Source organism: Desulfovibrio sp. X2 (assembly GCF_000422205.1).
Classification (GTDB): domain Bacteria; phylum Desulfobacterota; class Desulfovibrionia; order Desulfovibrionales; family Desulfovibrionaceae; genus Alkalidesulfovibrio.
The window spans coordinates 147233-169514 of the sequence record NZ_ATHV01000065.1 but is presented as its reverse complement, the minus strand read 5'-3'; the positions used below and the strand labels follow the sequence as shown (position 1 = coordinate 169514).

Here is a 22282-nt window from a genome sequence, read left to right as displayed (position 1 = left end):
GCAGTTCTTCATGCCGGAAGTTCCTCAGGGTTTGCGGAAGACCCCGAGGATCGAGGTTCCCCAGGGAAAACGAATTCGATGGCCGAGCGGGGTCTCCGCCCCGAAGACGGCGGCGAGCGCCTCATTGATCGGCCATGCCGGAACCTGGTGGGAACGCCTGGCCAGTTCCTGTCTTTGCCGTTCGTCCAGCGCGTCGATTCCCGGCCTGTGCCGGGAAAGCCAGTAGAGAGGGCTCAGCAGGAACATGAAGTAGCGCGCGTCGTGCAGCTCGAGCCCCGCCTGCTCCGCCAGGTGTGCGAGATCTTGGCGGACGTAGCGCCGCAGATGGCGGGCGTATTCGTCGTTGTAGCTCCAGAATCGCGGCATCGCCGGAGCCGTGACGAAGAGCAGCCCGCCGGGCCTGAGCGACCGGCCGGCCTCGCGCAGGGCCCCCGCGTCGTCGGGCAGGTGCTCGATGACGTCGAGCAGGAAGGCGACATCCCAGCGCTCCCGCCAGCCCAGGTCCATGAGGTCCACCCGGTAGCGCTCCGTGCCGGCGGGCAGGACATCTCCCGCCATGCGCAGGGCGAGAAGGGAGGAATCGGCCAGGGCCAGGGAGCCGAAGCGTCCGGGGCGGCGAGTCGCGAGATACCGGAGCCAGCCGCCGACACCTCCCCCGAGGTCGATGGCCTCGGGCATCGTCCTCGTTCCGGCGAGGTGTCCGTCGAGCGCGCGAAGCAGAAAGCGATGCCTGCCCCGGTACCAGAAATGGCGCTCCTGCATGGCGAGCAGAAGCGCGAAGCCGCTCTCCTCGTACTCCTCGTCGCGATGGCGGACCGGAGTCATCGGCTGGTGGATGCCGTCCTGGTCAAGAATATACTCCATCGCCTGAAATTCCTCTCTATGTCTTTTGGCCATCGCCTCGGTCTTGGCGAGACGATCGGCCATTGGTCCTATTCATGCCGAGTCCCCTTCGATCCGGAATCCGTGGCGCATGCCGGCAGGCGGCGGAAGCGCACCCGGAGGCATGGACCGATGCCCGACTAAGGCCAGAAGTTCTCGCTGATCACCTTCGACCGTTGATACAGCTTCTCGTTCTTCCAGTCTTCGTGGAACGTGATGTCCGGCAACAGACCGACCTTCTCGAGGTCTTCCACCTCGTAAACTCCTTCCAGGCACGCAGCGTCATCCGGGCTCAGGGAAAATCCGGCGAATACCTGTCCCCAGGTGGTCTTTCCCGTGTAGGAGAGGGTGGAAGTATAAAAACTTGTCACACCATGATCGAGAGATATGGGGATCGTCATCGACATATCAGCAAACTGGGAGTTCGCATCATAGTGGGTGGTTATACGAACGTCTTCGTGAGCGCACTGCCTGCTGTCGAATTTCAACAGCCAGTACTTCGTGTCCAGGGGGAATACCGCCCCTTGATCCGGCTTCCGGGGGGCTTCCAGAGGCGCGGGCGCCCTCAGATATACCGTTCCATCCTGATCGACGGTGCGCTGGAGTCCGGGAAGCATCACGGGCAGCTGCTCGTATTTCTCGAGAAAAGTCCTTGCGTGCGGCTGTTGCCAAGAGCGCAGGATGCTCAATGTTGCGCCGGGGACGAGAACGGCCGCGAGAAGGAATACTCCGGCCGCAAAGGCGCGTTTTGTGGCATCCGGCGGAATCATACGTGATAGGACGGGCTTGCCGGTGAACGCATTCGATATGCTGCGCGAGCCTATCAGAAGAATGGCGTTCAGTCCTATGGCGAGAATCCACAGCGAGATGATCTGTAGGTGGAAGAAATGCCGCTCCTGGAATTGCAGGGAAGGGTACCCGCACAGGAAGAAGATCATCAGGTAGGCGAACACTGCCAGTCGCGTGCGGACAAAGGCAAGGCCCGCGAGGATGGCGAGCGCCAGCTTGGGCATCAGGTGCGCCAGCAGCGGATATTTTCCCAGGGCGAAGCTGAGAACCAAGAGCAGGGCTGACAGGAATCTTGTGAACAAGTCGGCGGGGAAGTTTTTGGCGATGGCCAGATAATAATGGAGCCCGGCTTGGTCGTATCCCGCCGTGGCCAGGGGAAAGACATGCTTGGCCCCGAGAACTCTGTGGGCGAAGCTGTTTATGAGTTCCCAGACATACGAATCGTTGTACTTGTAGCCGAATGTGTAGATCGAGGGGACGATGCCTAACGCAGCGTCGAACGGTTTCGTGAGTCCGAGCACGATGACGTGGAACATGTTTCCACCGCCGCCCATGGCACGCAGAATCGGCCAGCCGAGCAGGAGGAACGCGCATGCGAAGGAAGCCAGCGCTCCGGCCTTGGCCGGGATGTTCCGCCGGAAGCCGCCCGGCAGGAAGGCGAGGAGCACCACGGGGAACATCGGCACGAAGAGCAGCATGTCCATGCGGAAGCCGATCCCGAGACCGAGCACGGCACCCACCGCGCCGGACAACGGCCACAGCCGTTTTCTGGCCAGCGGGTATCGCGCCATCAGGCCGAAGGCGAGCAGGGCCGCGAAAATGAACGGAGCTTTCGAATAGTCGCGCAGGTGCGGCAGGTTGTAGAGTTGGAACTTGGAGAAGATCAGCAGCACGACTCCGAGTACGGCGATGAGTCGGCCAGCCGCGAGGCGGAACAGGCCATATACGAAGGCTGCAGAGAGGGCGTACAGTACGGCGTCGACATATCGTACAGCCCCCCAGTTGATCCCTGTCAATTTCCACATAAGGCCCACTGAGCCGATGAGATAGCGGCTCGCCTTCTGGAACATGTCCTGAGGCCTGGTGAGAAGCGCGGCAGGCACTTCCTCGCAGGAAAGGGTCTGCCGTTTGAGGAAGAGGAAGTCCGTGACGGCCCCGTTCAAAGCGGGGCCCGGAGCGGTCGCGCGATCTCCGCATCCCATCGCCACGGCCGGGGCGAATTCGCTCTGATAGAATTGCGGGCTGACCTTTCCTGATCCGACGGACCACACAGCCACGCATGCAGCGAGGGCGGTGAGGAGAAGGACGATGACCGTGTCGCTGCAGATGCGGTCGAACCGGTGGAGATACGGTTGCCCGGCATGCAGGAAGGAGACGAGACGTTGTCGACCGTGTTCGAACGAAAGTCTGTTCAAGATTGTCCCTTCGGTATCACGGATCCCCCAATGACCATGATGGAACTGCGGAGCGCATCATGGACGAGATGAAATGATTCTTTGGCAAGGCCGCTAGAATATCCTCGGACGCCTCTTTCATCCTCCGCGACCGTCACGGGAGGCGACGGGTGCCTGGGCAATGCCATACGATGGCGTCGCTCTGCTCCGGCCGGTCTCCTGCTTCCGCAAAGGCGGCACGAGGCAGTCTTTTCCCTGCGGCCTGTGTGGCAGGGAGTTTTCTAAGCCAAGACAGCCAGGGCATCAACCCAGAGGGAGGGGAGACTGCTGACGTGTTCTCTCCGGGCAATGGAAAACCGCGCCTGGAAAGGTAGTGCTGGGTATGTGCCTTCCGCATGGCGAGTGATGCAGTCCCTCCGATGTCGAGACCGTCAGGACACGACCCGTTCCAATCGTTGCAGGATGCGGCGCGTGTGCTCGCGCCATGTGTGACGTTGTTCGGCATCCCTCCGGGCATTGCTTCCGAGGCGCGCGCGCAGCCCGGAATCACCGGCGAGCATGCCCAGCGTGCGCGCGAGGTCCGAGACATCGCCGGGGACCGTCTTCAGGGCGTTTTCGCCGTCCTCGAGCACCGCGTCCATCTGGCCGAGGGCCGAAGCCACGATGGGCTTGCCCATGGCCATGTACTCGAAGAGCTTCGTGGGCGAACCGAAGAAGACGCTGCCGTCGGCGTTGGGCACGTGCGGGGCCACGAGGATGTCGCAGGCCGCCAGATGGGCCGGGCCCTCCGGCTGGGGTACCGTGCCCGTGAAGACCGCGAGATCGCGAGCGCCTTCGGCCTGCAGCAGTTCTTCGCAGGAGGTGCGCTTGGGACCGTCGCCGATGAGCATCAGGCGGAGGTTCGCTGTCGCGTCAGGGTACTCCCGGCGTAATAGTGCGAAGGCCTCGGCCAGCTTTTCCGCCCCGTGCCACGCGCCGAAGGTGCCGATGAAGCCTATCACCAGCTTGCCGTCCAACCCGTGGCGTCGCCGTACTGCTGTCCCGTCCACGCCGGGGTGGTAGACGGCGGGGTCCACACCGTTGGGGTTGACCAGGATCTTTTCGTCCGGGAAACCGCGTTCCAAGAGCTCCTCGCGCAACGGCTCGCTGACCACCACGACCAGGTCCGCCGCGCGCAGGCCGAGCGATTCGAGGCGCAGCGCGAGCTCGGCGCGAGGGATGCCGCTGCCCCAGTTTCGCGCCACCCAGACCTCGGAACCGTTGTATTCGAGCACGAGGGGCAGGCCCCGCGTGAGGGCCAGCTGGGCGCCGCTCCAGTTGTTCAAGGCATGGCGCTGGTAGAGGAAGGAGACGGGGCGTCCCGCCAGGAGACGCACGACCTCCGCGGCGAAGAACTCGCTGAAGGTCAGCGCAGGGAGCCCGCGCTGGCTCCACAGGCGTCTGTCGGATGGATGGATGCAGTGCGTCTCCACGTCCGCGCGCACCGTGGGCAGCCTGTCCGTAGTGAAGAGCACCGGCGGGGGACCGAACTCCCCGAGGGTGTTGCACACTCCCGCGATGTGCCCGACCGAGCCCCCGGCCGCAAGGTCCGCGATGAGATCCGCGCGAAGATAGACCGGCAGGCCGTCGGCCTGCATCCGCCTGCGGGGCTGTTCGGCGCACAAGGCCTCGAGCCGGTCGAGGCGGGTGTCGAGCCGCGCGAGCCAGGGCCGCAGGCGCACGGCGTCGCGCACGTAGCGTCCGGCGAAGCGCAGCAGGTCCACGATGGTCAGCTTTCGCGCGAGGCCGTGGCCGTCCGCGAGCATCGTCCGCCGTCCGAGGCACGCCGCGGCCACTGACGCCAGCAGTGGATCCGGGGCGAAGGCCGCGCGGGCGGTATAGAGCACGACGAGATCATGGGCGAAGAGCCTGCGTCGCATCGAGCCGTCCTTGATCCAGCCGCGCACCGTCGATGGGAATGCCGTCCGTGCCTCGAGTATTCCGGTGCCGAAGGCCGGGGCGAGCTTTTCCAGGGGAATGCTGTCGCAATGGAAGGCCAGGACGAGGATGCTCATGCGTGCTCAAGGGAGAGGAAGTTCAGCATCTGGGAGACGCGTGGCTGCCAGTCGTGCAGCGCGGCGAATCTTTTGCATTCGTCCGACCGGGCCGCGCTCGCCGAGGTGATGGCCGTCACGAATTCGTCCACGCTGTCCACCAGAGTCGCCGGCGAGCCCAGGTCCTCGAGCGTCTTCCAGCGCGAGGCGACCACGGGCAGGCCCGCGGCCATGTATTCGTAGAGCTTGAGCGGATTGATGCCTCGCACAAGGTCGGGACAGGCCGCCGTGTCGAAGGGGATGATGCCCACGCGGGCGTGCTGCATATAACCGGGCAGGGATTCATGGGCGCGTGGCCCGAGCACGCGGACGTTGGAGAAGCCGTTCAGGCCTCGTGCCGCTTCTCGTGGCCCGATGATTACGAAGTCGTGGTCCGGTAGCGATTCCGCGGCGGCCTGTAGCCAGGAGTAGTTGAACCAGGCATCCAGGGCGCCGACATAGAGGACGACCGGTCGCGACTCCTCGGAGTACTCCATGGGAGGGGGGACGGGATGCGAGAACAGGGGGTAGTTCACGCCGTTTTGCAGCAGCAAGCTGCGCTTGGAGCCGAGTGACTCCGCGAAGTCACCAAGCTGGGGCGCGGTATAGGCAAGAGCATCCACGTATTGCGTGACGTCGACCAGCGCCTTCTGCACGGCTGGCGTGTAGCGTGGGTAGCCGGCCGGGTTGTCGCACAGACGGAAAAGAGATGTCTTGTAGCGCAGCTTCCGCCACCAAAAGGCCTGCGTGGTTGAATCCACGTAGATGAAATCGAAGTCGTCGAACCCGGCACGGGCGAGCATGGAGACGGGATCGGGAAGGGCCAGCGCGCTCCAGTGGCGCTGCACGAGCCAAGTCCGCAGCAAAGGCTTGTTGTATGGGGTGCAGAGCGTGGCCGGAACCCATGTCCAGAGATTTTTGTCCACCCATCGGCCGCCTGACCTGTGGAGCTCAATGCGCCGCTTGAGCAACTCCGTCCGGCCTCCCAGAAGGTGCAGGGGGGATATCGGGTCGCTCACGAAGGCGACTCGCCATCCCCGTTCGCAGAGGCAGCGCGCCAGTTGGTGCGACCCGACGTGGCATGGGTCGTGCCAGGAGTTGCACGCGCAGAAGAGGGCATTGGGCATCGTCGTCTCCTAGCGTCGATCCACCGAGCGTTTCCATGCCGGTCGGGCATTCCGTTCCCGTCGCACAGTCCGGACGCTGGCACTCCACGAGCAAAGCAGGCGGCTACTGTGCATCTCATTTTTTGGAATGGCGGTCGAGTCTCTCTGCAGCGAAAATCCATTTTTTAATAAAACGCCTGGGCATCCGACCGATATGATCGCCAATGTACGCCAGATCGCGTCTCACGCGGCGAACATTTCGCCTTTTCTCCTCCCCGTCCGATACGGTGATTCCTCGGCTTCGAAATACTACGCTTTCACATCGTCATTCGTTAGACCATGTCGAACATGGTGGCAATCAGCACAAAAGAAAAATGCAGTCCGTCATCGTTCGCGAAGCCTTCGCCATGGACATGCGCCCCTGCAGCACCACGATTTGAGATGGACTGTCGACCCCATGGAGCAGTTCTCCATTCCAGGAGAAATGTTGTCGCTTTTCCGCCTTTCGGATATCTTCAAGGTTTGCCCATCCGGCGCAGGCCTCTGGGGGGCGTCGTGTTGCGCCGTGGTGTGGCCTCGAGGCTTGAGAGGAATGGCGATGCGCCACGCGTTCTTGTCTTTTCGGAAGGGAGCCTCTATCCGTAGGGCGCGTGTCCCTGATGGCCCTGGGCTTCACCGGCGCCATGCGGTGACGTGCTGGCCTGCGCCCGTCCGAACCGGCGGCGCATCTTTTTGGGAAATGGATGACAATCGTTCCGGCAGCTTTTCGCGAGAGATCGGCCTGGGACGGAAACGAGGATGAACGGGATGGGTCACTCCCTGCGCGCGGCGAAGATCGCCTGGCGGAGGATGCATGCGGAGTGCGAGCGCAGGGGATGGCGCCGGATGCTCTGGAGCATGGACGTGTTCAGGAGCGTCGCGCGGGACCCGTTGGCCGCTCCCGCCAAGGTAGCGGCCCGGCTCCGCTCGGCGGCGTCCGCCCGGGCGCAGGCCTGGCGCGATGCCCGAACAGCGAGCTACGGACCGGTCCTCGGGGTCGGGCCGCACAGACCCTGCTTCATGGCGCCCCCCGTGGAAACCCTCCTGCCTCATGCCCAGACATTTGCGCTGCTCGCCCGGCTGACCCTGGAGCACCGTTTCGACCTCCTCGGCTCCGGCTGGGTCGGGTTGGGTCGCGGCGAGCGGCGCATGGGGTTCGCCGGAGAGGTGTACCCGCCCGCGGAATCACCGCCGGATCGAGACGGGCGCTGGCTCGCGGCCGCGATCACCGCGAACAATCTTCCCCTGGCCCGGCGTCTGCGCGAGCGCATCGGCCCGGACTACCGGCCCGTGAGCTGGAACGAAGACTTCAAGAGCGGCTACGTCTGGCCCGCCACCGAACCGTCGATCGGGCTGCGCTATGGCGACAAGCCCGGGGTGGACGTCAAGGTTCCCTGGGAGCTGGCTAGGATGCAGCACCTGCCATGGCTGGCTTTCGCGGCCATGTTGAGCCGCGGGCAAGCCCCAGGCTTCGAGCCGCCAGAACGCTATTTGCGCGAGATCCAGGATCAAGTGCTCGATTTTATCTCCGCCTGTCCCCCCCGTTTCGGCGCCAACTGGATCTGCACCATGGACGTGGCCATCCGGGCGGCCAACCTCATCGCCACGCACGACATCCTCGCCTCGGCCGGGCTGCCGTTGGACGGATGGTTCGTGGAAGAGCTCCGCCGGACGCTTTCCGACCACTTCCGCCATATCGTGGGCCGACTCGAATACCATCCGGTCGTTCGCGCCAACCATTACTATTCGGACATCGTGGGGCTGCTGTTCGTGGCATCGTGGCTGCCCTCCACGCCGGAGACAAGCGCGGCCCTGGCCTGGGCCACCCAGGAGTACATGCGCGAGACCCCGGTCCAGTTCGGTGCCGACGGCGGCAATTTCGAGGCATCCACGAGCTACCACAGGCTGTGCGGAGAACTTCTGGTCTATGGAGCGGCCGTCTTGCAAGGACTGTCCGCCGATACCGTTCGGGACATCCGTGAGGCCGATCCCGCCCTGTGGCCCTGGCAACCTCCGCTCGAGGCCCCGGGGCCTTGGATCGCGGAGGACCGTATCGTCCTGCCCGAAGCGGTGCGCGAACGCATCGAGCGGGCAGGAGATTTTCTGCTCGACTACAGCGTAGAGAAGGGAGAGATATTCCAGTTCGGCGACAACGATTCCGGCCGCCTTTTCAAGTTCTTGCCTGCCGTGAGCCTGCTGACGTCCGAGGATCTCGCGCCGTTCGGGGAGCGGCCCGACTCCGGGGTCGTGCCGGAGCCTTTCGAACGCATCAACGACCATGCGCACCTGGCCGCGGCCGTCTCGGGGCTCGCGCCGCGCGCCGATCTGCTGGCTATGGCCCCGGGGCATCCGGAAACCTGTCTCGTGCGGGGCCTGGCGCGTTTCGGCGAGCGAGAGAACGGGCCCGCGATGCGCCCGGCCCGCTCCCCGGCTCGCCTGCGCGACTACCCGGGCTTCGGTCTCTTCATCTACACCGTAGGGGACAAGCGGGTGGCACTTCGCTGCGGTTCCAACGGGCAGCACGACAACGGCGGCCATGCGCACAACGACCAGCTCTCCCTCTGCCTCGCCGTGGGCGGGCTGCTCATGCTGGTGGATCCCGGCACGTACGTCTACACCCCCCTGCCCGGGCAGCGGAACGCCTTTCGCGCGACACGGCACCACAATACTCTTTTCGTGCCGGACGAAGAGCAGAATAGCTTCACCTCGACCTCGCTCTTCAACCTCGTGAATGAAGCCCGTCCCGAGACGCTCGAGGTCTCCGAGACGCTCTGGCGCGCCCGGCATCATGGATTCTCCTCGCCACACACACGCAGCGTGCGCATGCACGCCTCGGGTGGCATCGAGGTTAAGGACGAGTGCGACGTCGCCGGCTGTCGTCTGGCCCTGCACATGCATCCGGACGTCGCGGTGGAAATCCGCACTGGCGGCATCTCTCTCGCGCGAGGCGGGCAGTGCCTGCTGCTCGAGGGGGAGGGCATCGCCTGGGAGCTTTCGGAATTCGCCTACTCGCCCGGCTACGGGCTTATCCGCAGCGCGCCCCGCCTCGTCTCGACGCCTTTTTCCGGCGTCGTGCACTGGAGCATCGCGTGAAGGAAGGCATCTCGCTTCAGGCGGCGATGGAGGATTGCCACCAGAGGGCGAAATTGTACAGGTACCAGACCTGCGGCCCTGCCCGCCGGTCGAGGTAGCCGAGGACCTCGTCGCGATCGAGCAGTCCGGTGGCGTCGCAGAACTTGGCGAGGGTCGCGCGCATCTCCTGTCCGAGCCTGTCCTGGCACCATTCGTAGACCGGGACGCCGAAGCCCTGTTTGGGGCGGTCGATGATTTCGTCCGGGATGAGGCCACGCACGGCCTTCTTGAGCATGCGCTTGAGTTCGCCGTTCCTGTAGCGGCTGGCCGCGGGGATGGACAAGGCCAGCTCCACGAACTTGTGGTCCAGGAAAGGGACCCGGCATTCCAGGCTGACGCCCATACTCATCTTGTCCACGCGCATGAGCAGGAGTTCCGGCAGGCGGATGTTCAGGTCGGAATAGGTCATCCAGTCGAGATCGGACCGCGCCTGGCGCTTTTGCAGCATGCGCTCACGCAGAGGGCGCAGCACCGCGTCGTAGGTGGACAGGCCTGCGAGCTCCCGCCTGAGGGCCGGGCCGAGCAGGCGTGACTTCTGATGCTCGTAGAAGGCCTCGGCTCCGCTCCAGAAGATGGGTTGTCCCTCGACCGCCCGGCGCAGGTAGGCGTACTTGGACGAGCCGGTCTTGCCCAGCGACTCGGCCATCCGGCAGCCCATGGCCTTGAGGGCGCGAGGCACCGGAAGCCTGTTCAGGCCGGCCAGGCGCACGGCGCTGCCCCAGGCGGGATAGCCGCAGAAGAGTTCGTCCGAGCCCTCGCCCACTTGGCAGACCACCACGCCGTTGTCCCGGGCGAGCTTCGAGACGTAGTAGACCGGGACGCACACCGGGTCCGCGATGGGTTCGTCCTGCAGCCAGACCATGCGCGGCAGGAAATCGAGGAGGTCGTCCTGGTCGAGCAGTAACTCGTGGTGCTCCGCGCCGAGCTCCTCGGCCACGCGGCGCGCGAAGTGCAGCTCGTTGCGGTAGCTCTCGTAAGTCCCCCGGTAGCCGATGGAGAAGGTCTTCACCGCCTGGTTCTCGCCGCGGGAGAACAGCGCCGCGTTGGTGCTCGAGTCTATGCCCCCCGACAAGAAGACGCCCACCGGGACGTCGCTGACCTTGCGGTAGCGCACGGCGGCCTCGAGTTCCTCGAGGACGCGGCCGGCCATCTCGGACTCGGACGTTCCCTCGAGGCTCGCCGCGCCGTCGAACGGGTCCCAGTACGTGCGCCCGCTGATCGTTCCGTCCGCCGCCACGTGCAGCCAGGAGCCGCAGGCGAGCTTGGCGATGCCCCGGAAGAGGGTTCGGGGCGCAGGCACAGCAAGGAAGGAAAGGTAGTGGTAGAACGCCTCGGCATCCATCTCGCGGGGCTGTTCGGGATCGGCGAGCAGGGCCTTGATCTCCGAGGCGAAGCCGATCCGTCCGTGATGCGCGCTGTAGTACAGGGGCTTGATGCCGAGGCGGTCCCGGACGAGCCAGAGCGAGCGCTCCTGGCTGTCGTAGAGGCCGAAGGCGAACATCCCCCGGAAACGATGCACGCACTCCTTGCCCCATCGTGCGTAGGCCGCGAGTATGACCTCGGTGTCAGAATGCGAGGTTCGCCAGGATGTATGGCCCAGTTCGGTGAGCTGGGCACGCAGCTCGGCGTGGTTGTAGATCTCGCCGTTGAAGGTCAGGTGGTAGCGGCCGCAGACGCTGTGCATGGGCTGCGCGGCGGAGGGCGAGAGGTCGATGATGGACAGCCGCCTGTGCGCCAGGGCGCAGCGCCGGTCCGGCGATATCCACAGGCCGTGGCCGTCCGGTCCCCGGTGGGCCATGGTGTCTCGCATGGTCGCCACAAGAGCGGCGTCGGGTGTCCAGGCCGAGTCGCCCAGCGCGAGGATGCCGAGAATGCCGCACATGGGTCAGCGCACCGCGAAGGTCACGGCCGTGGTCTCCAGCAACTCGTCCAGGGGGATCGGCCAGCCTGGCCTCTTCCCCGTGAGCGCGAGGCCGATCTCGCGCAGCATCCCGCGCTGCCCCTTGTCTGGGCGCGGCGAGGTGCGCGCCGGGAGCTTCACGCCATGGCCGGTTATCGACTGATAGTTGTCGAGGATCAGTGTTTTGTCGTCGAAATGGACCTCCAGCAGCTCCTTGGGCAGATCCGTCGAGCCCAAGGTGCAGTATTCGATGTCCGCGACGGAACCGTCCTCGTACTCGAGGACGATGATCCTGTTGTCCGCTCCGCCATGGCGGCCGCGCGCGGGGTGCAGCGCGGCCGAACTGACCGCGCGCACCGCAGAGCCGGTCAGGCTCCGAAGGAGGTCCACCACGTGGCAGGCCTCACCCACGATGCGGCCTCCTCCCTCGGGGCCATGCGTCCAGTGTTCGGGCGGCAGGTAGCCGGCGAGCATGCGGTAGTGCGCGAAGAGGGGAGAGGTGCGCTCACGCGCAGCCTCGGCCACGTCCCGTGCGAAGGGCGAGAAGCGCCGGTTGAATCCCACCGCAAGCATGGGGCCGTTGCCATCCGCGTAGAAGTCGGCGATGGCCTCGAGCTCTTCCTCGGTCAGGCAGAGGGGTTTTTCCACGAGGACGTGCTTGTCCGCGCCGAGCGCCCGCAGCACCTGCTCCCCGTGCAGGTCGTGGCGCGTGCACAGGACCACGAGATCAACGTCGCTGTCGGCCAGTATCTCGTCGTAGTCCGTGCTGGCGTAAGCGGCCCGGTACTGCTCGGCGGCCGCCGTGGCCCGTGTGCCCGTGCGGCTGCAGATGGCCCGGATGGTGAAGAGGTCGTCCAGGGCTTGCAGGTTCGGCAGGTGCATTCCCATGGCGTAGCTGCCCGCTCCTACGACGGCGACGCGGATCGGCCCGGCCGCTGTCCGGACAGGCGTCACGGGCACCCGCCTGACCGGAGGGGCGGACGCGTCCTCCAGGGCCGGAACCTTTTTCCCATAGTCGAGCAGGACGATCAGGGGTTTTTCGGGCGCATCGAGCGCGGCGTAGGCTGACTCCACCTGCTCGATGGGGAAGACGCCGCTCACGAGAGGGCGCGCGTCGAGTCCGCCCGAGGCGAGCAGGCGGAGGTACTCGGACATGTTGCGCGACTCGGTCCAGCGGACGTAGTCGTAGGGGTAGTCGCAGCCTCCCTCTTCGTAGCTCGGGTCGTATCGACCCGGACCGTAGGAGGTGGAGATCAGGAAGTCGATCTCCCTGGCGTAGACGTCATTGCGATCGAACTCCCTGCCCCAGACTCCGACCATGACCAGCCGCCCCTTTCGGCGCACGAGGGCGAAGGCGTCCGAAAGCACTTTGGAATTGCCGGTCGCGGCGCAGAAGATGGCGGCGTCCGCCATGCGTGCTCCCGTGTGCCGCGAAACCGCGGCGGGGACGCCCTCCCGCGACGGATTGCAGGCCAGCTCTGCGCCCATGGTGCGCGCCAGTTCGAGGCGTCTGTCGTCCAGATCGACGGCGATGACGCGCGCGCCCGAAAGAACGGCCATGCGCAGGGTCAGGAGTCCGAGGATACCGACTCCGTAGACGACCACGAATTCGCCCAGGGCCAGATCCGCCCGACGCACGCCCTGCATGGCTATGCCGCCCAGTGTCACGGTGGCTGCTTGCGCGAAGTCGAGCCCGTCCGGCATGCGCATGACGAGATTGCGCGGTACGTCCACGTATTCAGCGTGGTTGGCGTAGCCGGCCCCGGCTGCGGCGACCCTGTCGCCTGGCCTCAGGTCCGTCACTCCCTCCCCGACCGCCAGCACGACTCCGGCGGCCGAATAGCCGGTCGGGCTGCCGGCCTCGAGCTTGCCGCGGATGCGGGCCAGGGCAGGGCGCAGCCCCTCGGCACGGATCATGTTCAGCGCCTTCGCAACCTTCTGCGGCTGCTCCAGGGCCTGCCGCACGAGGGAGCGTCCGCTGGCCTGCACGCCTGAAAGTTCTGTGCCCGCGGAGATGCACGAGTGCACCACCTTGATGAGCACGCAGCCCGGAGTGGCGTTGGGTGCGGGAACCTCGCGCGGCTCTACCTTGCCCTTCCTTATCAGTGCCTGCAGCATTGCGTCTCCGACGGTCAGTTCTGGACCATGCCGCAGGCGTCGATGATGACTTTGCCGAGCAGCAGATCGTGGTCGATGTTCTGAAACTGGCGGTGCGCGACGAGGAAGACGAGGATGTCGGCCTCCTCCAGCGCGGTCTTCAGGGGGACATGGCGCAGGTTGGGCAGCTCGCCGAGCTCCCCGGGCAGCTCTCTGATGTTCGGTTCGACCGCCAGGATCTCCATGCCGCCCTGGGCCTGGAGTTCCCGGGTGATGAAGAGGGCCGGGCTCTCCCGCAGGTCGTCGATGTCCGGCTTGAAGGCGAGGCCCAGGCAGGCGACCGTGGGCGCAGTGAACCGCGCGGCCTTGGCGCGCACCTGCGCGATGACGGAATGCGGCTTGTGGTCGTTGACCTCGCGCGCGGTGCGGATGAGGCGCGCTGTTGCGGGGGCACTGTCCACGATGAACCAGGGATCCACGGCGATGCAATGGCCGCCGACGCCAGGGCCGGGGGTCAGGATGTTCACTCGCGGGTGGTGATTCGCCAGGCGGATGGCGTCCCAGACGTTGATCTGAAGCTCCTGGCAGATGAGGGAGATTTCGTTGGCGAAGGCGATGTTGACGTCGCGGTAGGCGTTCTCCATGAGCTTGACCAGTTCGGCCGTGCGTGCCGTGGTGGCAAGGACCTCGCCTTGGACGAAACTGCCGTAGAACTCGATAGCCTTGGCTGTGGAGGCCGCATCCACGCCGCCCACGACACGATCGTTCTCCACCAACTCCCGGAGAATACGGCCGGGCAGCACGCGTTCGGGGCAGTGGGCCACGTGGAGCTGCGGGCAGCCGTCCGTGACGCCGGGAAGCACCAGGTCCGGGCGCATCTCGGCCAGCCATTGGCAGATGCGCTCCGTGGTCCCCACGGGGCTCGTGGATTCCAGGATCAGGAGATTGCCGTGGCGCAGATACGGCGCAACGGAGCGGGTGGCCGCCTCGACGTAGGAGAGGTCGGGCTTCTTGCCGTTCACGAACGGGGTGGGGACGGAGAGGATGAAGATGTCGGCCTCGATGGGCGCGGTGTCCGCCTTGAGACGACCGGAGCCCACGGCTGACTTGACCATGACGTCGAGCGCGGGCTCGTGGAGGAGGATCTTCCCGGCATTCAACGCCTTGACCACCCGTTCGTTCACGTCCACCCCGTGGACGCTGAAGCCTTTCGTGGCGAGGAGGCTCGCAGTGGGGAGGCCGATGTATCCGAGGCCGAGTATGCAAATGCTGTCCATTCCGATATCCATTCCGTCAATTGTAGATGGTCATTGTCGAATTGTATTCCGCCTCAGGAAGGAAACATGTGATCAGCATGATGCACGACAGTGTCTGTTTTCAAACTTTCTGCCCAAGGCATGCCGTAACAATCCGGCCGGATGATTGTCCCGCACCACCGGCGTTCAGTCCGCCGAGGGCACGCCCCTCTGTTTCGGGAGGACCTCCCCGGGGAGCAGCGCGGAGAGAATCCGCTCGGCGGCCTTTCCGTCGCCGTAGGGATTGCTGCACGTGGCCATACGCGCGTAAGCCTCGGCATCGCCGAGCAGCCCATCCACGGCCGAGACGATGCTTGCCTCCTCCGTTCCCACGAGTCGTGCGACACCGGCCGCGACGCCCTCTGGGCGCTCGGTCACCTCGCGCATGATCAGGACCGGCTTGCCGAGCGACGGGGCCTCCTCCTGCACGCCGCCGGAATCGGTGAGTATGAGAGTGGCCGCGTCCATCATCGCGATGAAGCTCTTGTATGGCGCGGGCTCGAGCAGGAGTATCCGCGGGTGGTTCGCGAGCAGCCGGAGGACCGGCTCACGGACGCTCGGGTTCAAGTGGACCGGGTAGGCGAACATGACGTCCTCGTGCCTGTCGGCAAGTAGCCGAATCGCCCTGCAGATGTTCTGGAATCCGTCTCCGAAATTCTCGCGGCGGTGCCCGGTCACGAGCACTATGCGCCTTCCTCTGGACACCGCCTCCGCAAGGCCGGGCGCCAGGAGGCTCGTGTCGCCCCGGATCTTTTCCCGTATAAGGAGCAGGGCGTCGATGACGGTGTTGCCCGTGACGAGCACCTGCGCCTCAGGTACGCCTTCCCTGAGGAGGTTGTCCCGGGCGGTCGTGGTCGGCGCAAGATGCAGGTCGGCGACGATGCCGGCCACGCGGCGATTGAGTTCCTCCGGAAAGGGGGCACGCAGGTCGAACGAGCGCAACCCGGCCTCCAGATGGGCGACCTTGATGCCGCGGTAGAAGCTGCAGAGCGCGGCAACCATGACCGTGGTGGTGTCGCCCTGCACGAGTATCCAATCGGGCCGCTCGCGGTCCAGCAGCGCGTCAATCTCCGTGAACAGCCGTGACGACAGCGAGGCCAGGCTCTGCCCTGGCTGCATGACGGCCAGGTCCCGATCGGGCGCCAGGTCGAAGTCCGCGAGGGCCTGGGCGAGCATCTCCCTGTGCTGTCCCGAGGAGCAGAGCAAGGCCTGGCAGTTTCCGTCCGCGCGAAGCGCGAGGACGACCGGAGCGACCTTGATGGCTTCGGGCCGCGTGCCCGCGAAAACGAGAATTTTCATACCTCGGTCCGTGTCTCGTCTTTTGGGGGGCTAGAACGCATCTTCCCGGCCCTCGATCCAGGACTCGTACCAGATGAGCGCATTGAGCACCGTCCAGACATGAAATGAATGGCCCGTGCCGACGGAGGTCTCCTGTTTCAGGAGCGTGCTGAAGTACTCCTTGTCCAGGAGTCCCTCGCCCAGCAGCCGCGAGCGTTGCGTGACCGCCATGGCCCGGGCCGCGAAATCCTTGTCCTTGAGCCAGCGATCGACGGGAGCGCCGAAGCCTTGCTTCTTTCGGTAGATGATTTCCCGGGGGAGGTATCTTTCCGCCGCGCGTTTGACGATGCGTTTTCCCACTCCGTCGTGCAGCTTGTAGGAGGGGGGCAGTCTGCGCGCGAACTCGACCAGGTCGTGGTCCAGGAAGGGGACGCGGGCCTCGATCGCATGCGCCATGGTCAGCTTGTCCACGCGCATGAGCAGGTGCTCGGGCAGGCGCAGCTTCAGCTCCATGTAGGGGATCTTCTGCAGGACCTCAGGCTCGGCGAGCCTTCCCGTGAGCCCGGCCAGGTAACCGGCCACCACTCCTGCGCTGTCGAGCTGGCGATGCGCCTCCGGGAGCAGTCCTTCGACGGGACAACGGATATCCTGCGCGAACGGTGCGGTGGACGGCGTCAACTTGCGACGCATCTCGCCCCACCAGCAGACGGCTCCCCCCCAGAAGAGCTCCTGTCCGGCCCGCTTGCGGGCGAGGATCGCGGCGTCCTCGTCGCCTGACGAAAGGGAGGCGGCACCTCCGAGCAGTCGCTTCCACCAGGGGGACGCGCCCTCGTTTCTCCAGACCCGCTCGTACTTCTGTCGGTAGTGCTCGCACCACCAGTAGCCCAGAAAGTTTTCGTCCGCCCCTTCTCCCACCTGAACCACCGTGGTGCCGCGCTCGCGCACGAGGCGGGCCAGGAAATAGAGCGGGATGCAGACGTTGTCCGCTATGGGCTCATCCTGCAGGCGCACGAGAAGCGGCAGGAAGTCCTGTGCCTCGCGCGGCGAGATGCGCGTGGTGTGGTGAGCCGTGTTGAAACGCTCGGCGATGCTTGTGGCGTGCTGGAATTCGTTCAGGTCGTCATGCCCTTCGTAGCCGATGGAGAACGTGGTCACCGGCCGGTCCATGATCTCACTCATGAGCGCGACGATGAGGCTGGAATCGACTCCGCCGGAAAGCAGCACGCCGAAGGGCACGTCCGAAACCATGCGCCGCTCGATGGACAAGCGCATGATCCGCAGGAATTCGTCCGTCGCCTCGTCGAAGGAGAGGTCTGACTCACGCCACGTCTCGGCGGCCGAGGGGGCGCAGTCCCAGTACTGGCGCGCGACGGCCCGGCCTTCGTGATCGATGCTTACCATGACGCCAGCGGGGATCTTGAAGAGGTCCCGAAACATGGTGAGCGGGGCGGGCGCGACGATGAAGGTCAGGTAATGCCAGAAGGCGGTGAGGTCTATCTCCGGCGTCAGGCGCGGGTGCTGCAGAAGGGCCCGGATCTCGGACGCGAAGATCCACGAGTCGCCGCTTTTCGCGATATACAGGGGCTTGATGCCGATGCGGTCACGCACCAGATGGAGCACCGGTTGTCCAGGGGCTCGTTCGTCGTAGATGGCGAAGGCGAACATGCCGTAGAATCGGTGCACCGCATCGATCCCCCAATGCTCGTACGCCTTGAGCAGAACCTCGGTGTCCGAGTGGTCGGTCCGCCAGTCGCCCACGCCCAGAGCCTCGAGTTCGCGCCGGATATCCCCGTGATTGTATATCTCTCCGTTGAAGACGACGTGGACGTCGCCGCGGGTGTTGCCCATGGGCTGGTCCGCGGCCGAGGAGAGGTCTATGATGGAAAGACGCCTATGCCCCAGGGCGCAGCGCCCGTCGATGGCGCGCCATGATCCGGCGCCATCCGGGCCGCGATGCCGCATGGCGTCCGTCATCTTGGTGATGAGGGAGATATCGGTCGCCCCCCGTCCGGGGGCGTATTCACCTGCGATGCCGCACATGTCCTACCTGTTCTTTACCGGCCAGGGATTTCGGACAGGAACGCCGCGCCTGCGGCGAAAAGAGTACACCATTCAATAGCAGCCCTTTGAACCTTGAATAGCCTTTCAGGCTAGATCGCTCAGTGTGTGTAATGTCTTCTTGAACATGACGCCGCCCAGGAAAAAGAGGATCCCGCAAAGTGGGATGTATATCCGCATGATCTCCATGCTAGGCGAATGGCCATACAGAAGCGGCTCTCGAAAACATTCGACGAGATAGTAAACAGGGTTGAAATACAGGACAATACGAAGTTGCGGGGGAACCATTTCCCGCGTGTAGCCGACAGGAGATATGAACAGCAGAAACAGGGTCACTATGGCCATGATCTGGGTCAGGTCCTTGAGCAGCACCCCCAATGCGGAAAAAATGTATGCCAGGCCGGCCAGAAAAAAAAATTCCAACACCAACATGGGCGGAATCCAGAGCCATGCCCAGGACACCATCCCCCCCCCAAGGCAGAGCATGGTCATGAGGATTATGAGCCCCATGCACTGCGAGACGAGCGCGATGCAGATGAGCCGGACAGGAAGCACCTCCATCGGCAGGATGACGTTGGCGATGAGATGCCTGTTCTGCGAGATCAGGAGCACGCTCCCATTCAGCGCCTCGGAAAATCCCAGATAGGGGATGATACCGGCCAGGACGAACAGGGAATATTCGAAGGGAGAATGGATGCCGGTGACCTTGACCTTGAACACTGCGAGATAGATGAACAGATACATCACGAGCAGCAGCGCAGGGTAGACGATGATCCAGGCAGGACCAAGCACGCTGCCGGCATGGCGTTTTTTGAGCTCGATCAGAGTCGTCAGCGCAATGATGCGGCGGTTGTCGAAAAGAACCTTCAGGAGATTGATGAACGTTCTCATGCTGCTCACCGCATCATCCAATCAGCCACGTCGGCTGCGGAAACAGTATTGGACATGGGCGACGGAGGGATAAGCCAGACGTCGTCGTTCACGTCGAGGATCCCCATGGCGCAGTTGCCCTTCATGCTCCCTCCGCATGCCGAGAGAATATATTCGCCTGCCTTCAGAGGGATCTTCTTGCTGATCAAAGTGTACTCGTAGCGGACGTTTTCCTCGGCAAAGAAGATCCCCTTGCGCCCCGCAGTGTAATGACGAGATACGACGGGACTTGGCCGCAGATTGGAGAGAAGGTCGAGGTCGAGGCCCATGCCCTGCAGGCCAAGCTCCACCAGCAGACCTGACAGGGAATCCGGGGCATGGTTGTTGGCGCAGAGCACGACCTGAATCTTTCTGTTGGAAGCGACAGAGAATGGAATGGCGATCTTGTGCTCGATCTTGGCGAAGCCCAGCCGACGCAGCTCGAAGGTATGGTGTTTTCTCAATTTTTCGCCGATGGAAATGTGTCGCTGCTGGTCTTCAACACGGCCCGCGACGCAAAAGAGAATAGGGCCAGTCTTGTGGCGGTGCTCGAGAGAATACAAATAGGGTGCTATGTCATCTATGCTTGCAGGATACTCAAAATATCGTTCTGAATCTTGTACTGGGCCAATCTGTACGCCTCTGCAGAGGCCGGTGAGGTATCCATACTGCAAGACGTAGTCTGAAGAATACATCGACTCGTAGTATATAACGGAGAGTCCAACTCGTTCGAGCAGGACTCGCAACTGATTGATGCCAAAAAAATTGATATGCCCTGGCGTGTTGTATCCACCATGGGCGTGCGGATTGGACTCACGCATTTGCTGAAGCTGTAGATTGTTCAGATTCGGCATCGTCAGTGCGACGATGCCGCCATCCGCGAGCTTCGATTTCGCGAAAAGGAGAAGCGCATGGGGATCCGCGACATGCTCGAGAGTCTCCCACAAACATATCATGTCGTAGGACTGGGCCGGAAGCTGCGCCGCATCGCAGACAACCGGACGTTCAAGACGGCGTGCCTCTTCGAGCGCGTAAGGGTCTGCCTCGAGGCCGAAAGCTGAAAAACCTTTTTCCCGGGCAAAGCTCACGAACTGCCCCGCATTGGCGCCGATATCCAGGATCGTCGATTCTTCGGAAGGTTCGAGGCGGTTCAGGAGCATTTCGAAGCGATCCCTGTCCGTGTCGTTCGCCACAGCCAGTCGGTTCCTGGCCATGGTCCGCGCCAGGCGCGCCGCTTCTTCATTGCGCACGAAGAAGCGGGCGAAGAGATGCTCGTCGACCTGATAAGGAACGAACCAGCATCCGCAGTTCGCGCAGACGTGGTAGGCATGTCCGTCATAACTCTGAAATAGTGGAGTGGAGTCTCCACATGCGCAGGCGGGACAGGGTCGCTTCGGTTGCTCGGATAGCAGTTCTCGGCCATGCGCCTTCCAGAGCTGAACCGCTTTTTGCCACGAATCAATATTCGCAACTGAAAACCAGGCCGGTGAATATTTCTTACGAGGAGAAGGGGCGACAGTTGCCTGTCCGGATGAATTTTGAGTTGTTATATCTTCGCTAATGCTCAAGTCATTTTTATCAGTATATTCTTGTTGCAAAACAGAAGTGGGACATTCGGGATGACGCCTGACAACACAGACATCGTTTATATATACAGCATCGAGACCTGAAATAAGCAGATCATGGAGTATTTCTTCCGGAGTGTTGACAATCGGTTCTCCGTGCATGTTGAAAGATGTATTGAGAACAAGCGGGCATCCCGTTATTTGGAAAAAATTGAGCAGCAGGTCGTAATATTTTGGATTGCTCTCCTTGCTGACGGATTGCGGGCGGCATGTTCCATCGACATGTACGACACCTGGGATCTTGTGCTTCACGTCATCCAGAACATCTGTCTCCAGGAGCATATAGTTGCTTATCGGCATTTTGAACCATTTGTGCGCTTCTTCCTGGAGTACTGATGCTGCATAGGGACGGAATGGTTCCCTTTTTTTTACATTTCTATCCATTCTGGCCTTTATGTCCGGCACCAGGGGATTCGCCAGGATGCTTCTGGCGCCGAGGGCTCGCGGCCCCCATTCCATGCGCCCTTGTGCCCAGCCTATGATGCCGCCGTTCGCCAGAGTTTTCGCCGCATGGTTGGCGACGTCGGCTCCCAGGACTTCCCATTCGATTTCATCTTTGTATTTGTCGAGCGCCGCATCTATGTCAAAATCACAGGTCATGTCGGGGCCGGTGTATACGGAAAACAAGTGGCGCCTTTTGGGCTCCCCATGCTCATGGTAAAGCGCCTGCGCGCATCCCAGGGATGTGCCGGCATCATTTGATGCGGGCGTGAAATACACTTCCTTGAAGGCGCCAAGCTCGAGAATTTTGCGATTTGCCGAGATGTTGAGCGAAACTCCACCAGAAGTGCATAGCCGCTCAACGTCGGGGTAGAGCTCGTGTGTGGCTTTGACGAGGTGGACGATGGATTTTTCGAGCGCCTCCTGGATGGTGGCGGCAAGATCGTAGTGCCATTGGCTGAAGCCCTCGCTCTTCCTCCGGGCCTCGCCGAATCTGGACAGTCCTTTTGCGGAAAAGGATGCCCCGGTAATATGGTAATTGAAGAACGACAGGTCGATGTCGATGGGTCTGTAGAGATCGTTGGTCAGCGTGATGACGTCGTCAAGCAATCCGTTGATGGGCTTGCCAAAACCGGCTAGCCCCATGAGCTTGCCGGATCCGGAAATGCCGGGGAAGCCCAAGTGCTCTGCGAAATGGGCGTAAATGAACCCAAGGGAAAAGGGATAGACAAGGAAATCGTGCTTCTTCTCGAGATGCGGCCAGTTGCCGTAAAAAACAGCGGAGGATTCAAACTCACCTGATCCGTCGATCGTCAGGACCAGTGATTCATCAAAGCCTGAAGTGTAGAATGCTGAAGCCGCATGCGCCAGATGGTGCGGCACATTCTCGAATTTCGTGCGCCTTCCCCACTTGTAATGATTTCGCAAATCACGTTCGATGTTTTTTATCCTCTCACCAGCCGTCAGATAGCAGGTGAGGCTTGGCTCGTCTCCACCGTAATTTTCAACTACATCGCAATAGAATGTTTTGATGAACAATTCAGGAAGAAGATAATATCCGACATAGTCTATTTCAGAAAATTTGACGCCTGCTTTTTTGAGACAGAAATCGATGGCATTGAATGGTATGCCATTTGTATGCTTTACCCTGTTGAATCTTTCTTCTTCTACGGATGCAATGACAGAACCATCAATGACTATCGTGGCGGATGCGTCATGGAATATGTCGGAAACTCCATTTATGCCGAGAACTATCATCGTCTTAT

The 22282-nt window shown here is 62.8% G+C and carries 12 protein-coding genes; 1 reads left to right on the top strand and 11 read right to left on the bottom strand.

Annotation, left to right across the window (positions count from 1 at the left end; all coding sequences use genetic code 11):
- Positions 1–24 precede the first annotated feature (24 nt).
- The 4 genes from DSX2_RS16410 to DSX2_RS16395 form a co-directional block, all read right to left on the bottom strand.
- The gene (locus DSX2_RS16410) at positions 25–927 is read right to left on the bottom strand and encodes a class I SAM-dependent methyltransferase (RefSeq protein WP_201764422.1); all 903 of its coding nucleotides are present in this window, start codon (positions 925–927) and stop codon (positions 25–27) included.
- Between the two features lie 95 nt (positions 928–1022).
- Positions 1023–3086, bottom strand: coding sequence for a glycosyltransferase family 39 protein (locus DSX2_RS16405; protein WP_020882117.1), 2064 nt, complete (start codon positions 3084–3086; stop codon positions 1023–1025).
- A 410-nt stretch (positions 3087–3496) separates the two neighbouring features.
- On the bottom strand, positions 3497–5119 hold the full coding sequence (locus DSX2_RS16400; protein ID WP_020882116.1) for a glycosyltransferase family 4 protein: 1623 nt from the start codon (positions 5117–5119) through the stop codon (positions 3497–3499).
- The gene (locus DSX2_RS16395) at positions 5116–6063 is read right to left on the bottom strand and encodes a glycosyltransferase (protein ID WP_172640034.1); all 948 of its coding nucleotides are present in this window, start codon (positions 6061–6063) and stop codon (positions 5116–5118) included. The genes DSX2_RS16400 and DSX2_RS16395 overlap by 4 nt, the downstream gene beginning before the upstream one ends.
- A 1251-nt stretch (positions 6064–7314) precedes the next feature.
- Here DSX2_RS16395 and DSX2_RS16385 point away from each other — a divergent pair.
- Entirely contained in the window at positions 7315–9375 is a 2061-nt protein-coding gene (locus DSX2_RS16385) for an alginate lyase family protein (protein WP_172640033.1), read from the top strand.
- Between the two features lie 16 nt (positions 9376–9391).
- On the opposite strand, the gene asnB (DSX2_RS16380) is transcribed toward DSX2_RS16385, so the two are convergent.
- The 7 genes from asnB (DSX2_RS16380) to DSX2_RS18135 all read right to left on the bottom strand — a co-directional run bounded on the left by asnB (DSX2_RS16380) (position 9392) and on the right by DSX2_RS18135 (position 22274).
- The gene (gene asnB / locus DSX2_RS16380; protein ID WP_020882113.1) at positions 9392–11296 is read right to left on the bottom strand and encodes an asparagine synthase (glutamine-hydrolyzing); all 1905 of its coding nucleotides are present in this window, start codon (positions 11294–11296) and stop codon (positions 9392–9394) included.
- Between the two features lie 3 nt (positions 11297–11299).
- Positions 11300–13432 (bottom strand): bi-domain-containing oxidoreductase, encoded by a 2133-nt coding sequence (locus DSX2_RS16375; protein WP_020882112.1) that lies wholly within the window; start codon positions 13430–13432, stop codon positions 11300–11302.
- Positions 13433–13446: 14 nt separating this feature from the next.
- Complete coding sequence (gene wecC / locus DSX2_RS16370; RefSeq protein WP_020882111.1) at positions 13447–14688, bottom strand: UDP-N-acetyl-D-mannosamine dehydrogenase; 1242 nt, start codon at positions 14686–14688, stop codon at positions 13447–13449.
- Between the two features lie 165 nt (positions 14689–14853).
- Positions 14854–16005 (bottom strand): non-hydrolyzing UDP-N-acetylglucosamine 2-epimerase, encoded by a 1152-nt coding sequence (gene wecB, locus DSX2_RS16365; protein ID WP_020882110.1) that lies wholly within the window; start codon positions 16003–16005, stop codon positions 14854–14856.
- Positions 16006–16035: 30 nt separating this feature from the next.
- Complete coding sequence (gene asnB / locus DSX2_RS16360) at positions 16036–18024, bottom strand: asparagine synthase (glutamine-hydrolyzing) (protein ID WP_020882109.1); 1989 nt, start codon at positions 18022–18024, stop codon at positions 16036–16038.
- 105 nt (positions 18025–18129) lie between these two features.
- Positions 18130–18933, bottom strand: a complete 804-nt coding sequence (locus DSX2_RS16355; RefSeq protein ID WP_020882108.1) for an ABC transporter permease — start codon at positions 18931–18933, stop codon at positions 18130–18132.
- A gap of 5 nt (positions 18934–18938) precedes the next feature.
- Positions 18939–22274, bottom strand: coding sequence for a carbamoyltransferase C-terminal domain-containing protein (locus DSX2_RS18135; protein WP_020882107.1), 3336 nt, complete (start codon positions 22272–22274; stop codon positions 18939–18941).
- Between the last annotated feature and the right edge of the window lie 8 nt (positions 22275–22282).

Bases quoted from the DNA above. Each gene is read 5' to 3' on its own strand.
- DSX2_RS16410 (WP_201764422.1), bottom strand. From the start codon at position 927: ATGGCCGATCGTCTCGCCAAGACCGAGGCGATGGCCAAAAGACATAGA.
- DSX2_RS16400 (WP_020882116.1), bottom strand. From the start codon at position 5,119: ATGAGCATCCTCGTCCTGGCCTTCCATTGCGACAGCATTCCCCTGGAA.
- asnB (WP_020882113.1), bottom strand. From the start codon at position 11,296: ATGTGCGGCATTCTCGGCATCCTCGCGCTGGGCGACTCGGCCTGGACA.
- DSX2_RS16375 (WP_020882112.1), bottom strand. From the start codon at position 13,432: ATGCTGCAGGCACTGATAAGGAAGGGCAAGGTAGAGCCGCGCGAGGTT.
- wecC (WP_020882111.1), bottom strand. From the start codon at position 14,688: ATGGACAGCATTTGCATACTCGGCCTCGGATACATCGGCCTCCCCACT.
- wecB (WP_020882110.1), bottom strand. From the start codon at position 16,005: ATGAAAATTCTCGTTTTCGCGGGCACGCGGCCCGAAGCCATCAAGGTC.
- asnB (WP_020882109.1), bottom strand. From the start codon at position 18,024: ATGTGCGGCATCGCAGGTGAATACGCCCCCGGACGGGGGGCGACCGAT.
- DSX2_RS16355 (WP_020882108.1), bottom strand. From the start codon at position 18,933: ATGAGAACGTTCATCAATCTCCTGAAGGTTCTTTTCGACAACCGCCGC.
- DSX2_RS18135 (WP_020882107.1), bottom strand. From the start codon at position 22,274: ATGATAGTTCTCGGCATAAATGGAGTTTCCGACATATTCCATGACGCA.